Below are 16,962 nucleotides of genomic sequence, written 5' to 3'. Positions count from 1 at the left end.
CTCTTCTCTTATTTTCCTATCGCGGATTCTTTACTTTTAAAGAAAATATGCTAAACTAAGAGCTAGAAAAGAGGTGCTCATATGCGTTATCTTGTTGTATTTTTCTGGACCTTCGCATTAGGCCAAGTCGTTGGATATATCGGCGGTGCATTATCTGGTGGTTCATACGACTTTAAAATGACAACGATTCTATCGTTGGCAACAGCCGTTATTATTTTATTAATTGCACACTTTGCAGTACCGAAAGAAACCAAACCTGTTAAATAAGAAAAAACCAGTTACTAAAGTTATTGTAACTGGTTTTTTTATCTTTTCAACTGTTTAGAGCTTTTTATTTAAAACTTTTCGGAAATTAAAGAAGGACAACCCAATGTTTCCTAAAACGAAACAAGCGGTTACCAGAAAAACAGAAGAATAGCCAAAACCATGGGCAACTGTTGACCCTACCATCGGCCCTAAAACTTGACCGAAATTACTACACATCTGATTGTAACTATAAACTCTACTTACGCCCTCCGTTGGCGTTATTTTACTAATTAACGTATTAATTGATGGCATTAATGCGCCTGTTGAAAAACCTAAAAGGAATCGTAAAACGCCTAACTGAAAAGGTGTTTGCACAAACGCCATGGGAATGTAACAAATAAAAGAAAGAATTAATCCGCCTAATAAAACTTTTTGGTTCCCAATGCGGTCCCCAATTTTTCCCAAAGTTGGAGAAGAAATAATTGCTGAAACGCCGGCAATCGAAACAATCAAACCACTAACAAATAATACATTCTCTGTATCGCCACTTAAAGATCGAATATATAGCGTTAAGATTGGGCTGATACTTGTAATTCCTAATTGTAAAATTAACGTAGTCACAAACAAACCAATCAATACTGAAACATGATCCATCTTACTAAAAATTTCTTTCGTCGTTAATAAATCCTTTTTCTCAACTGGTTGAAAATCTTCTTTAACTAAAAAGATAGTCAACAACGTTGTAATGAATAAAATAACGCCGGTAATAATAAAGACATTTTCCATTCCAAACCACTGTGCCAACGCACCGCCAATCGATGGCGCAATTAACGTCCCAGCAATTGCACCTGTTGATAATGTCCCTAGAGCCCAGCCATTTTTCTCTTTTGGCGCCTGCGACGCAATCATCGCTGTTGCGTTAGGAATATAGCCGGATAAAATCCCGTTCATAAAACGCATAATCAACAGCCAGTATACATTAGGGACAAATGCTAACGCCCCCATTGTGATCGTCATTCCTGCTGCAGCCCGAATCATCATAATTTTCCGACCTTTTCGATCAGCTAAATTTCCCCAAATCGGTGCAACAATCGCAGCAGCAAATGCCGTGACAGAAATTGCCAATCCAGAAAACAACTCTACTTGACTCTTAGGCGTCCCTAATTGTTCAACATATACTGGAATAAACGGCATAACTAAGCTAATACTCGCCCCTGTAAAAAAGCAACCAATCCATGCGACTAATAAATTCTGCTTCCATTTTATTTTCATACTTTTATCCACCTTATCACCTCTTCACCTACCACTATACTCTAAAAGAGTGAATCTCTCAAAAGAAAATTCTTTTAAAAAAAGTCTGGCAGACCGGTCAAAACGACCAATCTGCCAGACTTCTTAACACTTGGGCTTAAGATAAATAGCTGAACAAATGCAACACCTTCGAAGCTAACCGCTGTTATCTCAGCCTCACTTCTGTTTACTATAAAATAGCTAAGATTACAAAGTTTAAGATAAACAACGCATCAATGACCCAAATAATTGGTGAAACTTCTTTGGCTTTTCCTTTGACTACTTTCACCACTGCATAAAAGATGAACCCAGCAGCAATCCCATAAGAGATGCTATAACATAATCCCATGAAAATTGAAGCAAAAAATGCTGGAATCGCATCTTCTAAATCCGTCCAATTGATGTCTTTGAAAGAAGCTAACATCATAATTCCCACTAAAATTAACGCTGGAGCCGTAGCTTGTGCTGGCACAATAGCAATAAGTGGTGAAAAAAGACTACTTAGGGCAAATAGAATTGCTACCACTACCGATGTCAAACCTGTTCGACCACCCGCACCGATTCCTGCTGCACTTTCTACATAAGTTGTCGTATTCGATGTACCAAAAATCGCACCGATAGATGTTGCAATAGCATCTGCAAATAGAGCTTTGTCCATTTTAGTGCTGAAACCCTTACTATCTTCTAAAGCTAATTCATCTTCTTTAGAGAAAATCCCTGTTCGACGTCCCGTACCGATAAATGTTCCAATTGTATCAAACGTATCTGATAAACTGAAGGCAATAATGGTCATTAAAACTTGAGGAATTTTTGAAGAATCGCTAAACAATGACTGTAAGCCCTCAGCACCAAAAGCAGCGCCAAAAGTTGTACCTAATTCTTTAAATGAATTGCCCAACGAATTAGCATGCCAATCAACCGAAGCAGTGTCTACCACCCCCATTGGAATTGCGACTAACGTAGTAACTACAATGCCAATTAAAATAGCCCCACGAACATTCGTGACAACTAAAATCGTTGTTAAAACTAACCCAATTACCGCCAAAATAATGGCTGGATTATCAAAATTTCCTAAAGCGGGCACGATACTCGAACCATTCACAACACCATTTTGAGGTTCTGCTTGCACTGTGAAACTTAGTAAGCCAGCATTTTTCAACCCTACATAAGCGACAAAAATTCCAATCCCACCACCAATAGCATGTTGTAAACTCTCTGGAATTGCTTTAATAATCATTTTGCGAATTTTTGTCACTGTAATCAAAATATTAATCAAACCACAAATAAAAACCATTGCTAATGCTTGTTGCCAAGTATACCCCATCCCAAAAACGACCGTAAACGTGAAGAAAGCATTGAGTCCCATCCCCGGTGCTTGAGCGTAAGGTACATTAGCAAACAGCCCCATAATTAATGTACCGATGATTGAAGCAATAATGGTCGCTAAAAAAACAGCCTGAAAAGGCATCCCTGTTTCTGAAAGAATGGACGGATTAACAAATAAAATATAACTCATTGCAAAAAAGGTCGTAACCCCCGCCATTATTTCAGTTGATACCGTTGTCTTGTTTTCCTTTAATTTGAAAAACGTATTCATAATTGCACTTCTCTCCCTTAAAATCCATGTTTTCGAATAATTACTCTTTGATTATAAGAGAATCGCTATCTTTTTACAACAAAATATTAACTATTATATATATTTTTCTATATAACGTTCGTGTTTTGCTGATATAAAAAAAGAAAAAGCTTTACATTGCTTCTTCTTTTCCTAATAATTGGATTAGCCCAAACAACAGCATCTGTAGAAACATCATTAATAAAATAAACATTAATTTTTGAAGGGACCAGTCAAAAAAGATAATTTTCACTGTTTCAATTGGACTCATAAAAAGATAGACACTGTGTAATCGATCAAAACGTCCAACATAAATCGCCAAAGCAGACAAGAAATGAAGGCTGGCTTGAAAGACTACAATTGTTCTATAGCCGCAATAACTTTGCAATTTCTGGCTAACAGTTGTTACTGTTTTCATCCCTAAAAGCCCATATATAACAATCCCGCTAGTTAAGCAAACAAACGCCCACCAATCACCAATTTGGTTTGCAAAAATCGTATTAAAGCCTCGATAAATAGATAGCGTTTCTAAATGAAAAAAATCCGTAAATAGGTACGGCGCATTAGGATAAAAAATTAACCAAGCAAAACCTATCAACCAATCCCTTTTACGTTTTTCTGCGTTTAAAAGATAACTAAGTTCAATTGGAATATAGGCTAACAACACGTTCAACGCCATAAAATGAAAATGCGTAGCAAATAACCACATATAGATACAATAGATTAAGGTGATCACTCGTAAATAATTTCTAGAATTTTTCAAGATGCTCTGCGCTCCTTTTTCAAACGGTTTATTTTAGTGTAGCATACTTCTTAAGCTTTTTTTTAAACCTTATAAATGAACATGCTTCTCCCCTTGATAATCTTCGGTTTTATGCTAGACTGAGTAAAAGGCATTTAGGAGGAATTTTTACTTGAAAAAATTAATTGCTATTGATTTAGACGGCACAACATTAAATGCACAGTCTTTAATCAGTCCAAAAACCGAACAAACACTAAAAAAAGCGATTGACAACGGTCATTACGTCAGTATTGCCACTGGACGTCCCTATAGAATGAGTCATCAATTTTACCAACAACTTGGCCTAACGACCCCTATGGTTAACTTTAACGGCGCTTTAGTTCACATTCCAGAGAAAAAATGGGACTTGGAAAGCGAAGCCAATATTGAGCGTGACCTAGTCTTTGACATTTTGGCACAGAAAAAAGAATTACAATTAGATTTTGTTGCTGCTGAAAACAAAGAAACATTTTATATCGATACGTTAGATGGGTTCGATCCGAAATTTTTTGCTTCCAAAGCAACCTTAGATAATTTACTTACTGCTAAAAATTTACGAACAAATCCTACCTCAATGATGGTTCGGACCACACCAAACCAAGCTGAAAAAGTTGCTGATACATTGACCAAACAATATGGTGATTATATTGATGTCCGCACTTGGGGCGGTCCAATGCCTATTTTAGAAATGGTCGCAAAAGGAATTCAAAAAGCCCATGGCGTTGATCAAGTGGCGAACTTTTTATCTGTCAAACCAGCTGATATCATTGCTTTTGGCGATGAACATAATGACGAAGAAATGTTAAGTTATGCTGGTTGGGGTGTTGCTATGAACAATGCCACGGATAAAATTAAATCCGTAGCCAACGATGTCACTGAAAAAACAAATGATCAAGATGGTTTAGCAGATTACTTAGAAAATTATTTAGATCTATAAAAGGCTAAAATAAAAGTATTTCTTTAAAAAGAACTCACTTTGATTTAGCTGATAATCTTAAGATTACGAAAGTGGGGCATAAGTCGAAACGACTTATGCCCCACTTCCGTTTTTTTTATTCCTTCAATGAATTTTGAAACGTGCTGATTTTTTCAGCCAATCTTTGATAAGTAGTAAAAGACGGATGCTTTAGCTCTTGTTCTTCGTTAACGGATAAAGTTTGTTGTGTCGTAATGGCCTTTGTTAGTGCATCTACAAAATGAATAAAAGAATTGTTGGTTTGTTTATTGTATCCTGGTGAATAATATTTCGATTGACGATAAAAAGGCCGCAGGGCTGTTTCTGTGATTTTTTCCTGTTCATCTGAAAAGTATTCATCATAGCTGACATGTTTTATTTTCTGCTCTTCTGTTATCACTTGAAGTCGAGCGATTAGGCCATTGCCTAAATCTTCTGCGTAACCGATATACGTTTCTTTCGATGGCTCTTTTAGCCAAGTGTCCATCTCTGCTGCTAAAGGCATTAAACCTTCACGCGCAGAAGTTGATGAACCGCGTACCGTATAAAAATTACCTGTGACACGATTTTCGTCACGCATTTGTTTTTCTACATAAGTAATACCATTAACAACGGTGACTAACGTATCGTCTGTACGCGTGTTGCTTGCTTGAAATTCAGGATAATCTGACAGGCGTTTGTTGACACCCGAATAGCGTGTATCATAATAAGGGTCACTAGCAAACTCTGTAAACTCAACATTCAGAATCCGTTGCGTTTCAGGTTCCGTAATAATCTCTACAATGCCGTAATTTCCGCCAGTAAATACACCTTCATTTTTATAATAGTTACCCGTCATTAATCCCAAAGGCGGTTGATTGGACCAAAACATTTTTTCCTTTTTTTCTTCTGGTGTATATTTTGCTGGTGGGGTTGTCCCAAATGTCGTTTGTGTGGCCCCTGTAACCACTTCGTACGTGTATTCATGAGAATCAAAAGTCAATTGATTAGCAATCAGTTCGTCATTTTTAGTCGGCGCTTGTTTTTCCGCCGCAGAAGTCGTTTGATTGGTGACGGTAACTTGCTTCACTTGCTTTGTCTCTTGCGGACCACTTGTTGTTTGTTTCGTTGGCTCTTGATCTGGCGCACAACCAACCAAAATAAATAATCCGATAAAAACCACCATTCCTTTAATATATTTCATTCACTTCTCTCCTTTTTATAAACGCTTAATTTCCTCTTATCTCCAGTGTAGCAAACATTTATAAACCAAAACTGACGGAAAAATGAATAAATAATAAACAAAAACGCTAAGTCTCCTGCAGCTTAAGAGACTTAGCGTTTTTTTATTTAATTGCTTGGCGCTTTTGGCGCAACCACTCTTCTTTAATGTGTTCAGATAGGCGAATCATTCGTTTACCAACTTCACTATATTGGTTAGTAGCTAAATTGGCTAAAGAAATTCGAACTGACCATTTGTCACTCCCGAAAGCATCCGCTTTTAAAAGCATTAATTTTTCTTTTTCTGCTAAAGAGGTTAATACTTTTGTGATCGTCCACGATTTCGTTAAATAGCTTGAAAATTCTGGGCCATAACGTTTTTCTGTCCAATCTCTAAAGTTAATTTCACAATAATATGCTGTATTTAAACTTGCTAAAGGCTCTTCAATGCCTAAGGTGCGGAACAAGAGCTTTTCACGCGTATGACAAATATCCATCACTTCGTCTTTATATGCTTGACCGTCTTTTAACAAAGCATACAAACTAAATAAAGCCATCATCGCTTGCTGAATAGAAGAAAGTCCCGCTGCATGGTTCAACGCAATATCGCGGCTGTCTGCGACTAAGCGGCTGATAAAGTTAATTTGGCTTGTGTCTGCATTCAATGTAGCATAACGTGCCTGTAATTCCATTTTTCGAGCCACTGGCAATTCTTTTAATAATTGATCAAAGATGTTCTCTTGACTAACCGCAATAGTCCCCACACGCCAACCGGTAGCGCCAAAGTATTTAGAATAAGAATAGATACAGGCTGTATTGTAAGGTAACTCCGTAAATAGTGAACGGAAAGCTGGCACAAAGGTTCCGTAAACGTCATCTGTTAAAATCATTAACTTAGGGTTATCCACTGCAACGATTTGTTTGATTTGTTCAATGGTAGGTTTTCCCATAGCATTAGCAGTTGGATTGCTGGGATTTACGACAAAAACCGCTTTGATGGACGGGTCTTTTAGTTTATCAATTTCCTTGTTTGAGTATTGATACGTCGTTTTTCCATCAATAATCATTTGCTCTGCTTTGATTTTAACCACGTCAAAATCATAACGTGGTAGTTCTGGAATTTCTAGATAAGGAGCAAACGTTGGTAATAACAACGCAATACGATCACCTTTTTCTAGTAAATAATTATTTGCCAACGTATCAAACAAGTAACAAATCCCTGCTGTACCACCTTCAACGGCAAAAATATCAAACGGTTGTGCTTCGCTGGAAAATAATTCTTGATTTAAATAGGCTTTAATCGGTTGTTCACACGCCTTCAAGCAACGAACAGGATTCGGATAATTATCCCCAATCACATAGTCTAACATGGCATCTAACCACATTTCCTTATCCATCCCAAAATAGTTATGCTCTGCTGTCCAAATTTCTTGTAAGAAGGTTGCCCCTTTGCTAGGATTTTCTGCTAAAAAGTTTAAGAAGCGTTGCGTTCTACCAAAACTTGGCTGAATCATACCAGCCGTTTGTTCGCTCCCCTCTCTTAACGTTTCTTTTGTAGCAAATTGACCTAATAAAAAAAAGGCTTCCCTTGGTGTTGGCGCCGTCCAATTAGGATTGCCTCGCCCTGCATTTAACAATGTTTCTAAATTATGATTTTCTTCATGTAATTTCTTCTCTAAAAATAGACTTAATTCAAACGGACTAAGGTTTTCTGTCAATTCATCACTTGTTATCATTTTATCCTCCTGAAGCACACGCAGTCATTTAGTATTTAGTATGTAGTCTATACTACTCTTCTACCTCCAGATGTCAACCATTTAAGCGGAATATTCTGACAATTAATAAAAAAGAAACAATCCTTTATAAAAAATAAAGGATTGCTTCTTTTTCGCTGATTAACCAAAGAACCGTTGCATCTCAATTTTTGCTGATTGGACAGAATCAGAAGCATGGATTAAATTTTTGGTGACAGACAACCCATAATCCGCTCGTAAGGTGCCACTTTCAGCATCTAACGGATTCGTTGCTCCAACTAATTTACGCACTTTTTTAACCACATTGTCCCCTACAACGACCATCACAACCACTGGGCCACTTGTCATATAGGCTAATAATTCAGGGAAAAATAGTTCATCTTTTAAATGCTCATAATGTTCCTTCACTGTTTCTACTGTTAGTCGTTCGAATTTAAGGTGCAATAAGTCAATACCTTTATCTTCAAAACGTTGAATGATTTTGCCAACTAACTTTCGTTCAACGCCATCTGGCTTAATAATTACTAAACTTGTTTCCTTCATTTTTTCCATCCCTTTCAAAACTTCCTTTTGCCCTTTCCCAAGGGGTAGCTACAGAATAAAATGAAAGCGGATACTTTGTCAATGATAAATTTTCTTTTCCTTTTGATTAAATAAAAAATTAAAGATTATTCACAAGGTTTGTGAATTGTTCTTTCAGTTCTGTATTGCTTGTTTCTTTTAAAAACAAATAAGGTTGCTCCTCTACTGGCTGTTCTTTACTCACATAAACTTTGGCTTCACCATTCACTAAAGTAAATAAATAGACATGCTTCTGGGCAACTTGTGTCGCACTGTCAGAGTATACTGCCACCAGACAATAACCGCCTTCGCTACCTGTTTCTGACCAATTTAACCAAATGGGATTGTTCCCAATAGCTGGTTGTATTTTAGGTTCATAACTCAATAAATCATCAGGCACTTGAATCGTGTAAAAAGCTACAGAGTGACCTGGTTGGTACGCTTGATAGTTCTGATTGCGTTCTTGACCCCAGGTTTCCATGTATTGTCCTAACTGTTTTGCTTTTTGCTGATTCCAAATCGTCCCTTCTTCTGTAACTAATTCAGTTAATTCTTGTGTTTGCGTTGTTTGCTCTAATTCCAACGCCGTGGTTTGACTAACTTCGGTTGCTGAAATTGCTCTTGTTTCTTCAGTATTTACATTGTTTGTTTGTACGGTTCGCACTTTCTGTGATTCCTCTTTCGATTTTTGCCAACCACAGCCAGATAAAACGCTTCCAACAACCGCTATCATAATAATCCCGTTTAGTTTCATCCCTTAAACTCCTGTTTTTATTTTTATTCTATCGAAATAAACCTAAAATCTCAATCCCTTTCTTTGGATAGTTGAAAACCATTTAGGAACTAGTAATTCTCCACAATTATAGTCCTCTAGTAATTGTTGGTATTGCTGTTCCATAGTCCTGATTTCTTTTTCACCAAAGCTCAGTGCCCAAACTAAAGAATAGAGTCCTGCGTGAAAAGTATAAAGCTTTTGAAACTGCCAAAATAAGGTAGGAACTTTCCCAGCAAAATAACCTTGTAATTGACCATAAGCAAACAATGGCGAAACATTTCTTGAAAAAAATTGTAACTTGTAAAATTCTTCATAAGGATCCCCAAAATCCCATCGATTAAAATCAATCACACCGACCTGCCTAGTTGGCAAGTAAATAAAATTTCCCACATGGAAATCTCCATGCTGATAAACCACAGGCCGTTGTTGCAATAACGGTAATTGTTTTTCTAAATATGAAATTATTGGCTGCTGGTACGGCATACAAAATTGAGATTCCTTATACTTATTTAGTTGGCTCTGCTTTTTTTCGTATAAATTTCGCGCAATCTCTCTTTGACTAATCCTTTCAGGCAACAAAAGCTTATGGATTTTGTTTAAATAGCGGCCCGCCTCTACGCCTAAGTTCAGTTGTCTTTTGGGAGAAAGAGCGGGTAAAACATCGCTTAAGTCTTCACCTTCTAGATACGTTAATAACATGTATCCTTGTTCACTTTCAGGAATAGGTGCACATAAAAAAGGTTTAGAACTGGGAAATCCTAACGCCGCTACTTTTTTGATAAATTGATATTCTTGTTGTTTAGCTAATAACTCTTCTTGTTGAAAAATTCGCAATAAAAAGGTTTCTTGATTTTTAGTAACTTTAAACTTTAAATCAGTTGACCAACCACGGTGAATAGCTTCAACTTTTTGCCATTGCTGAAACGCTGGAATCTTCTCAAACGCCCTCATTACTTTCGCCTCCATTTCCCTATTGGTTTTAGTATACCAAAGAAAAAAGGCGAGCCTGGGACAAAAATCACTTTGAATTTTTGTTCCAGGCTTAAAAATTGATAAACGGCGGGAACAGAAGCAACTCCTTCGGAAATAAGCCGAAATTCTCCAAAAATTAAAGAACAATTTTCGGAAATTCCTTCTTATTTCTCGGAGTTAAACACTTCTGTCCCGACCTCGTCACTGGTTATCGTTTTCTAGTTTTCCTTATATAAATCGTTCCACTTGTTACTAAGAAAGCTCCTCCTAAAACAATCCAGAAAGTACTAGGTACTTCTGCACCTGCTTTTGGTAATACTTTTTTGGGAAGCTGTTCTTGTTTCCCAATCATACTTTTATTAGAAAAAGCATGCGTACTTTCTGTTGATTTTGTTCCCTGATTTGCTGATGAATTCAGCGAATTATCTAAGGATGACTCACTAGTAGTTTTTCCAGCTTTGTCTGGGTTTTGGTTTTTTCCTTCGATTGGTTCTTCACTTGTTTTTGTTTCTTTGTCTTTATCTGGTTTGCCACTTGCATCTGAGTCTTTGTCTTTTTCTGGTTCGCCACTTGCATCTGGTTCTTTGTCTTTGTCTGCTTCGCCACTTGCATCTGGCTCTTTGTCTTTTTCTGGTTCGCCACTTGCATTTGGCTCTTTGTCTTTTTCTGGTTCGCCACTTGCATCTGGCTCTTTGTCTTTATCTGGTTCGCCACTTGTATCTAGTTCTTTATCTTTTTCTGGTTCGCCACTTGCATCTGGCTCTTTGTCTTTTTCTGGTTCGCCACTTGCATCTGGCTCTTTGTCTTTTTCTGGTTCGCCACTTGCATCTGGCTCTTTGTCTTTTTCTGGTTCTTCTACATGTGGTTGATTTATCTTGTGGTTATTTTCAAATAAAGCACCTAATTGTAGCAACGTTCGGTCTTCATTTAATGCACTATTAAATTGAATCCCCAAAGGCAGTCCTTCTTTTGAAACGTAAGTTGGTACACTTAATGCTGGATGTCCAAATAAATTTGCTTGTTGTGTAAACGGTGTATATGTGAACGCCGTCAGCCATTGGTCATAAATCAATTGTTTTTGTTCTGCTGGTGACAATTGATCAATTTTTTCCATCTGTGCTGCATGTTCTGGTTTTAGTAACGGATTATCAATACTAGGTGCCGTGGCAGCTGTCGTTGGTGTTAATAAGATAGGATACTGTTGATAAAATTCGTCCATCGCTTGTGCTTGTAAAGCAATATCTGTCCAAGCCGCAGTTGTCTCTTCACTCGTTATATTTTTTCCTGTTTGAAAAAGCGCCCATGTTAACAGTTCTACATCATTTCGTTCAAGCGGTCTTTTCAATTTCTGCCGCGCCATAAAATCGGCAATTCCTACTGAGCCAGCAGCTACAGTATAATAATTTTTCATTAGACGTTCCCCATCAACAGGGTGCTTCACTTCAACCAATGTGTACCCTTGGTCTTTTAAAAAAGCAACAGCTTCAGCGACCGCCTCTTTTGCTTCGGCACTTACAGGCGTTCCGGCAGGGGATTCTGTTGTATAAGCAATGGGTTGCGCTTGACTTAAATGTCCCGCAGGAAGATCTTTTTTAGTTAATAAGGTTTCAAATAATGCATTTGTATCCGCCACGGTTCGACTTAAACCAAAGTGAACAGTTTGACCTTTTGCACTATTAGAATTGCCAATGATTACTCCTCTAGAAGGTTTCAAGCCTACGGTGCCTGTCCAAGAAGCAGGGATGCGGATAGAGCCACCAGCATCACTTCCAGAAGCAATGGGAACAAATGCCGCGGCGACACTAGCACCCGCTCCGCCTGAAGAACCACCTGAATAATAGTTAGGATTCCATGGATTGACGGAAACGCCATATAACTTTGAATCTGAAATATTCTTCCAACCTAATTCTGGATAATTCGTTTGACCAATGATTATGAATCCAGCATTTTGTAGTGCTTTGACAAAGGTCGATGTCCCACCAGCTACTTGATCTTGGAGAAAACCAAAACCGTTCGTGTTGCTTTCACCTTTCAAGGATTGTCCTAACCCTTTTAGTAAGAGCGGCACACCTAGAAATGGTTGACCTGTATCTTGTAAAGCTTTTGCTTCTGTCAAAGCCGCTTCTTCTCGTAAAGTAATGACCGCATTTAATGTAGGATTTTCACGTTTAGTGATGGCCAACGCAATTTTTACTAGTTCTTCGCTCGTCACCTTTTTTTCTCTTACTAAAGTTGCTAACTCTAGTGCAGTTGCTTGTTTATAATCTGTTTCTGAAAAAGCATTCTCTGCAGAAACAGCTTTTTCATCTGTATCACTATTTTGTATCTCATTTGTGGTTTCAGTAGTTACTGCAACCACATTTCGGCTACTGCTTTCGGCGATTGCCGAAGAGGATTCTTTTTCCTGCATCACCGTTTGGCTAGTAGTTTCAGATTCCAAGTTAGCTACAGTCTGACTGGTTTCTGTTGTTACTGATTCCGTCTCTGTTTGAACGGTTGTTTCTAATATACTTTCTTGTGCCAACATTGGTACCCCTACCAGTGTTTGGCTAATTAATAAAATAATCCCTAACTTTTTGAACAAAATCGACTTCTTCATAAGTCACATCCTTTATCTATTAATACAGATAAAAAATCTGTATTACTTATAGCATAAATGAAAGCGATTAAAAAGTAAAGTTCTCTTGAAAATTCCCATGTTCAACTTTTAGGCTAGGTTCTTTTTATATGCTAAAATAGAATAGAAACGGAGGTTTTTTAATGGAATGGATTGAAATTAAGCACGCAACACAAAATAATTTGAAGAATATCTCTGTCAATATCCCTAAAAAGCAACTAACTGTTGTTACTGGACTTTCGGGTTCAGGAAAGTCCTCCTTAGTATTTGACACATTAGCCGCTGAATCACGTCGTGAACTAAATGATACATTTAGTTCGTTTGTTCAAAATTACTTACCCAAATATGGTCGTCCAGAAGTTGAAAAAATCGAGAATCTTCCTGTTGCAATTGTCATTGACCAGAAAAAAGTAGCAGGTAATTCTCGTTCGACAGTGGGAACGTATACAGATATTTATACGTTTTTACGTTTGCTGTTTTCACGAGCAGGTTCTCCATTTGTTGGTTATTCAGATACTTTTTCGTTTAATCATCCGGATGGAAAATGTCCAACATGCGATGGCTTAGGAAAGATTACCGAAATCAATCTTCATCAGCTAGTTGATTATGACAAATCATTAAACGAAGGGCCTATCGATTTCCCCACATTTACAGTTGGCAACTGGCGGTGGAAGCGTTATGCCCATAGTGGTCTATTTGATTTGGATAAAAAAATCAAGGACTATTCTCCTGAAGAGTTAGCATTATTTTTATATGCTCCACAACAAAAACTGGCTAATCCGCCCAAAGAATGGCCTCATACAGCTTTGTATGAAGGAATCGTCCCGCGCATGCAACGTAGCATATTGCATACAGACGAAGGCAAACGTCATCAAAAATACCTTAATCACTTTGTTACCGTAAAAAGATGTCCTGATTGTTTAGGAAGTAGAGTCAATGAACGTGTTCGTAGCTGCAAAATTAATCAGAAAAGTATTGCTGATGCTGTTGACATGCCACTCACTGAATTACATTCTTTTATTCGTTCGATGGATCTTTCCTTAATAAAAAATATTCAAGAAGAGCTACTTGTACGTCTAGAAGCATTAATTAATATCGGTCTCTCCTACCTCACATTAGGACGAGCAACTGAAACACTTTCTGGTGGTGAAGCACAGCGGATTAAAATTGCTAAGTATGTAAACAGCGCCTTAAACGATATTATGTATATTTTAGATGAACCAAGTGCTGGCTTACATCCAAAGGACATCGAACGGATCAGTCGTGCATTGCTCAATTTAAAAAATAAAGGAAACACCGTGGTTCTCGTGGAACACAATCCACAATTAATTAGAGAAGCTGATTTTATCATCGATATAGGACCTTTCGCAGGCGAAAATGGTGGCCATATCCAGTTTTCAGGAACGTATGACGCATTTTTAGCCTCCAAAACCTTGACTAGTCAAGCGCTTCAAGAGCCGCTCCCTTTAAACGACCAACCAAGAAAAGCAAGGAAGTCTTTAACAATCGAACATGCGACACTGCATAATTTAAACAATCTATCTGTCGAAGTTCCGTTAGGAGTTTTGACTGTTATTTGTGGGGTCGCTGGTTCAGGTAAATCATCATTAGCGGAAGAAATTTATCAAAAAGCCCAAGCTGATAACCAAGAAATTATTCATCTTTCACAAAAAAGCATTACCGCAAATTTACGATCCACACCAATGACCTATCTCAATATTTTTGATAAGGTCCGCAAACTGTTTGCGGAAGAAAATCATGTTAGTCCAGCTTTATTTAGCTATAATTCCAAAGGCGCCTGTCCTACTTGCAAGGGGAAAGGAATAATTGTCTCCGATATGTCTTTTATGGAGGATGTTACTAGTGTTTGCGAAACCTGTCACGGAACGCGTTACAAAGAAGAGGTGCTTCATTATCTGTATAACGGAAAAAATATCGTTGAAGTACTAGCTTTAAGCGTTAAAGATGGCTATGATTTTTTCAAAGACCAGCCTTTTGCTCTTTCATTAAAAAATTTACTAGAAGTTGGCTTAAGCTATCTTAAACTCAATCAATCGCTCTCAACATTATCTGGTGGCGAATTGCAAAGGGTAAAATTAGCAGACACACTTCACCAAAAAAAAGCTATCTATTTAATGGATGAACCTACAGATGGTTTACACTTAATTGATATCCAACAAAGTCTTCAACTTTTCAATCGAATGGTAGAAGAAGGAAACAGCTTAATTTTATTAGAACATCACATTGACGTGATTAAAAGTGCCGACTGGTTGATTGAACTAGGTCCCGAAGGTGGAGAAAATGGCGGACAGCTTCTTTTTACAGGAACGCCAGCAAATATGTTAAATTCCACTCACTCTATTACTAAAGGCTATCTGTAAAATAAAAAGTACAAACGGTGCAAGCAACAAGCACCGTTTGTACTTTTTCTATTTTAACCCAACTTCCATCTTCACAGGTTGGTGATCTGTATATTTAAATTGTTCGTCCTTTGTTTTCACGCTATGAACAGCCACATTATCAGAAACAACAAAACCATCAATTACATACACTTGGGATGTTTCATAAGAGCCAGTGTAAGGCTTATTAAGCACCCGCACAGTCGGTTGTTGATCATCATAAGCAAGTGAAAAATGTTTAGGTAAGTCTGCAGGATCAATTTCTCCTGGCGCCCAACCAGCTTCCCCTAAGTCAGGATATCGATGACTGCCTTTGAAAACTTGATTAAAGTCACCTCCAGCAATTACATAGTTTCCTTTAGCGTATTCTTGGGATAATACGTCAGCTAACTTTTTGCTTTGAGCAATCTTCCCTTCCCCATTGTCATAGGCTTCCAAATGTAAGTTAAAAACCACTAATTCTTTGTCTGTGCCTTTAATTGGAAAGCGCGTTTCTAGAAGTGCTCGTTTTAAGTTACTAATGCTAACGGGCCAACGAAAGGGATTGGGTAAAGCAATGCGTTGGGCCTCTGTTATTTTTTCATTTGATAATGTTAATAAACCACTTTCTACTCGTCCAATCGGCGGCCAAGGAATGGGCACATAATCTACCTTAAAATTATAAGCAAATGCGCTGTTCAGCTGTAGCTGTTTTTGTAATTCTTCCTCTTGATTGACTTCATAAGAACGTTGCGAGCGACGATCGACTTCTTGGAATAAGTAAATCATCGCCGGTAATTCTTTTAAGGTTTCTTCAATGCCCGTTAAATTCTGTTGGACCATTGCCTTATTAACTGGTTGGACAGTTTTGCCACCGTCCATAAAAAAATCTTCTGTTTGTCCTAGGCCGGCATAGCCAATGTTATACGTGACTAAAAAATGGATTGCTGTTTTTCGATGGTTTGCTCTGAAAATTGTTTATTTATAGCAACTGGTTCAACCGCTCGTGGTCGAAACTCTCGGAAGGTTAAATATCCTATCAAAATTAAAGCTATGCTTAGAAGAAGGACCATCAAGCTACCGAGATATTTAAAAAACTTTTTCATTGATTCCGATGTTCCTTTCACATTATGTCAAACCAAAAGTAGCAATTATCTTCGTTGCTACTTCTTCTGGTGTCATGTTTGAATTATTTATTTTCGTTATTTTTACATTTGGAAATGTACTTTCTAGTTCACCTTCGTGGCTTACTAACCGATGTTCTTTGAAGGTATTGAGTAATTCTTTTCGAGAAAAGTCGACATCGCGTTTTGAAGGTTTTGCCTCTAGCCGCTCTGGATGAACATTCCGTTCTAGGCGGATTTCTGTTGAAGAGACGAGTTCGACGAAATAAACGGACTCATGTTTACTAAGAAAAATTTCTGATATTTCTTCTAAAAATTGAAAATCCTGTTCTTGATCAAAAGCAATCACCACTGTAAAAATAATGTTTTTTGTTGTATTTGTGGCTGGATTTTCTACAAAGGCATGAAAAAGTTCCTTTCTAACGGAATCAGACAATTGAAACGCACGTTCCGTATACCCAAGATAGTTTGCAAATAAGTCAATGGTTTGATGATTAAATAGTAATTTAGCATCTAACTGCTTTTCTAAAGCCTTGCCAACGGTCATTTTCCCGACAGCTTGGGCACCAATTAAAACGATTAAAGACATCAACTTTCCCTCCTCTAGTCTAATTTTTAGGTGGCTATCTTCTACTATATCACACTATATTACAACACCTTACAAAACTGTTCGGAAAATTTTCTGTTTTTTATT

General features: G+C 37.6%; 13 protein-coding genes and 1 pseudogene. 3 read left to right on the top strand and 11 right to left on the bottom strand.

All coding sequences use genetic code 11. The annotated features are described in order from the left end of the window. Positions 1–81: 81 nt before the first annotated feature. Positions 82–267, top strand: a complete 186-nt coding sequence (locus tag IGL86_RS03915; protein WP_002355945.1) for a YjzD family protein — start codon at positions 82–84, stop codon at positions 265–267. A gap of 54 nt (positions 268–321) precedes the next feature. Here the strand turns inward: IGL86_RS03915 and IGL86_RS03910 are convergent, their stop codons facing one another. The 3 genes from IGL86_RS03910 to IGL86_RS03900 all read right to left on the bottom strand — a co-directional run bounded on the left by IGL86_RS03910 (position 322) and on the right by IGL86_RS03900 (position 3,860). Beyond that, the gene (locus tag IGL86_RS03910; RefSeq protein ID WP_002381323.1) at positions 322–1,518 is read right to left on the bottom strand and encodes a multidrug efflux MFS transporter; all 1,197 of its coding nucleotides are present in this window, start codon (positions 1,516–1,518) and stop codon (positions 322–324) included. A 208-nt stretch (positions 1,519–1,726) separates the two neighbouring features. Further along, complete coding sequence (locus IGL86_RS03905; RefSeq protein ID WP_002355943.1) at positions 1,727–3,133, bottom strand: NCS2 family permease; 1,407 nt, start codon at positions 3,131–3,133, stop codon at positions 1,727–1,729. 151 nt (positions 3,134–3,284) lie between these two features. Continuing rightward, positions 3,285–3,860, bottom strand: coding sequence for a DUF1361 domain-containing protein (locus IGL86_RS03900; protein ID WP_002385113.1), 576 nt, complete (start codon positions 3,858–3,860; stop codon positions 3,285–3,287). A 205-nt stretch (positions 3,861–4,065) separates the two neighbouring features. On the opposite strand from IGL86_RS03900, the gene IGL86_RS03895 reads away from it, so the two are divergent. After that, positions 4,066–4,869: a Cof-type HAD-IIB family hydrolase gene (locus tag IGL86_RS03895; RefSeq protein WP_002355941.1), complete on the top strand. Its 804-nt coding sequence runs from the start codon at positions 4,066–4,068 to the stop codon at positions 4,867–4,869. Positions 4,870–4,984: 115 nt separating this feature from the next. On the opposite strand, the gene IGL86_RS03890 is transcribed toward IGL86_RS03895, so the two are convergent. The 6 genes from IGL86_RS03890 to IGL86_RS03865 form a co-directional block, all read right to left on the bottom strand. Then, a complete protein-coding gene (locus IGL86_RS03890; protein ID WP_010775687.1) occupies positions 4,985–6,070 on the bottom strand; it encodes a hypothetical protein in 1,086 nt (361 codons plus the stop codon). Between the two features lie 142 nt (positions 6,071–6,212). Next, positions 6,213–7,823 carry an aspartate 4-decarboxylase gene (aspD, locus tag IGL86_RS03885; protein WP_002355939.1) on the bottom strand — a complete coding sequence of 537 codons (1,611 nt, stop codon included), beginning with the start codon at positions 7,821–7,823 and terminating at the stop codon, positions 6,213–6,215. Positions 7,824–7,982: 159 nt separating this feature from the next. Next, positions 7,983–8,393 carry a nucleoside-diphosphate kinase gene (ndk, locus tag IGL86_RS03880; protein ID WP_002381321.1) on the bottom strand — a complete coding sequence of 137 codons (411 nt, stop codon included), beginning with the start codon at positions 8,391–8,393 and terminating at the stop codon, positions 7,983–7,985. A 109-nt stretch (positions 8,394–8,502) separates the two neighbouring features. Beyond that, complete coding sequence (locus IGL86_RS03875; RefSeq protein WP_033624885.1) at positions 8,503–9,156, bottom strand: DUF4767 domain-containing protein; 654 nt, start codon at positions 9,154–9,156, stop codon at positions 8,503–8,505. A 42-nt stretch (positions 9,157–9,198) separates the two neighbouring features. Continuing rightward, positions 9,199–10,143, bottom strand: coding sequence for an aminoglycoside phosphotransferase family protein (locus IGL86_RS03870; RefSeq protein ID WP_002393453.1), 945 nt, complete (start codon positions 10,141–10,143; stop codon positions 9,199–9,201). A 214-nt stretch (positions 10,144–10,357) separates the two neighbouring features. Next, positions 10,358–12,748 carry an amidase family protein gene (locus IGL86_RS03865; protein WP_430605649.1) on the bottom strand — a complete coding sequence of 797 codons (2,391 nt, stop codon included), beginning with the start codon at positions 12,746–12,748 and terminating at the stop codon, positions 10,358–10,360. A gap of 161 nt (positions 12,749–12,909) precedes the next feature. Between IGL86_RS03865 and IGL86_RS03860 the strand changes: the two genes are divergently transcribed. Next, a complete protein-coding gene (locus IGL86_RS03860; protein WP_033625501.1) occupies positions 12,910–15,147 on the top strand; it encodes an ATP-binding cassette domain-containing protein in 2,238 nt (745 codons plus the stop codon). A gap of 48 nt (positions 15,148–15,195) precedes the next feature. On the opposite strand, the pseudogene IGL86_RS03855 reads toward IGL86_RS03860, so the two are convergent. Beyond that, a pseudogene (locus tag IGL86_RS03855) lies at positions 15,196–16,250 on the bottom strand (endonuclease). A gap of 22 nt (positions 16,251–16,272) precedes the next feature. After that, entirely contained in the window at positions 16,273–16,857 is a 585-nt protein-coding gene (locus IGL86_RS03850) for an AAA family ATPase (RefSeq protein ID WP_002364651.1), read from the bottom strand. Between the last annotated feature and the right edge of the window lie 105 nt (positions 16,858–16,962).

This window comes from Enterococcus sp. DIV0774 (genome assembly GCF_050539095.1).
Classification (GTDB): domain Bacteria; phylum Bacillota; class Bacilli; order Lactobacillales; family Enterococcaceae; genus Enterococcus; species Enterococcus faecalis.
This window is presented reverse-complemented; position numbering and strand designations above follow the sequence as displayed.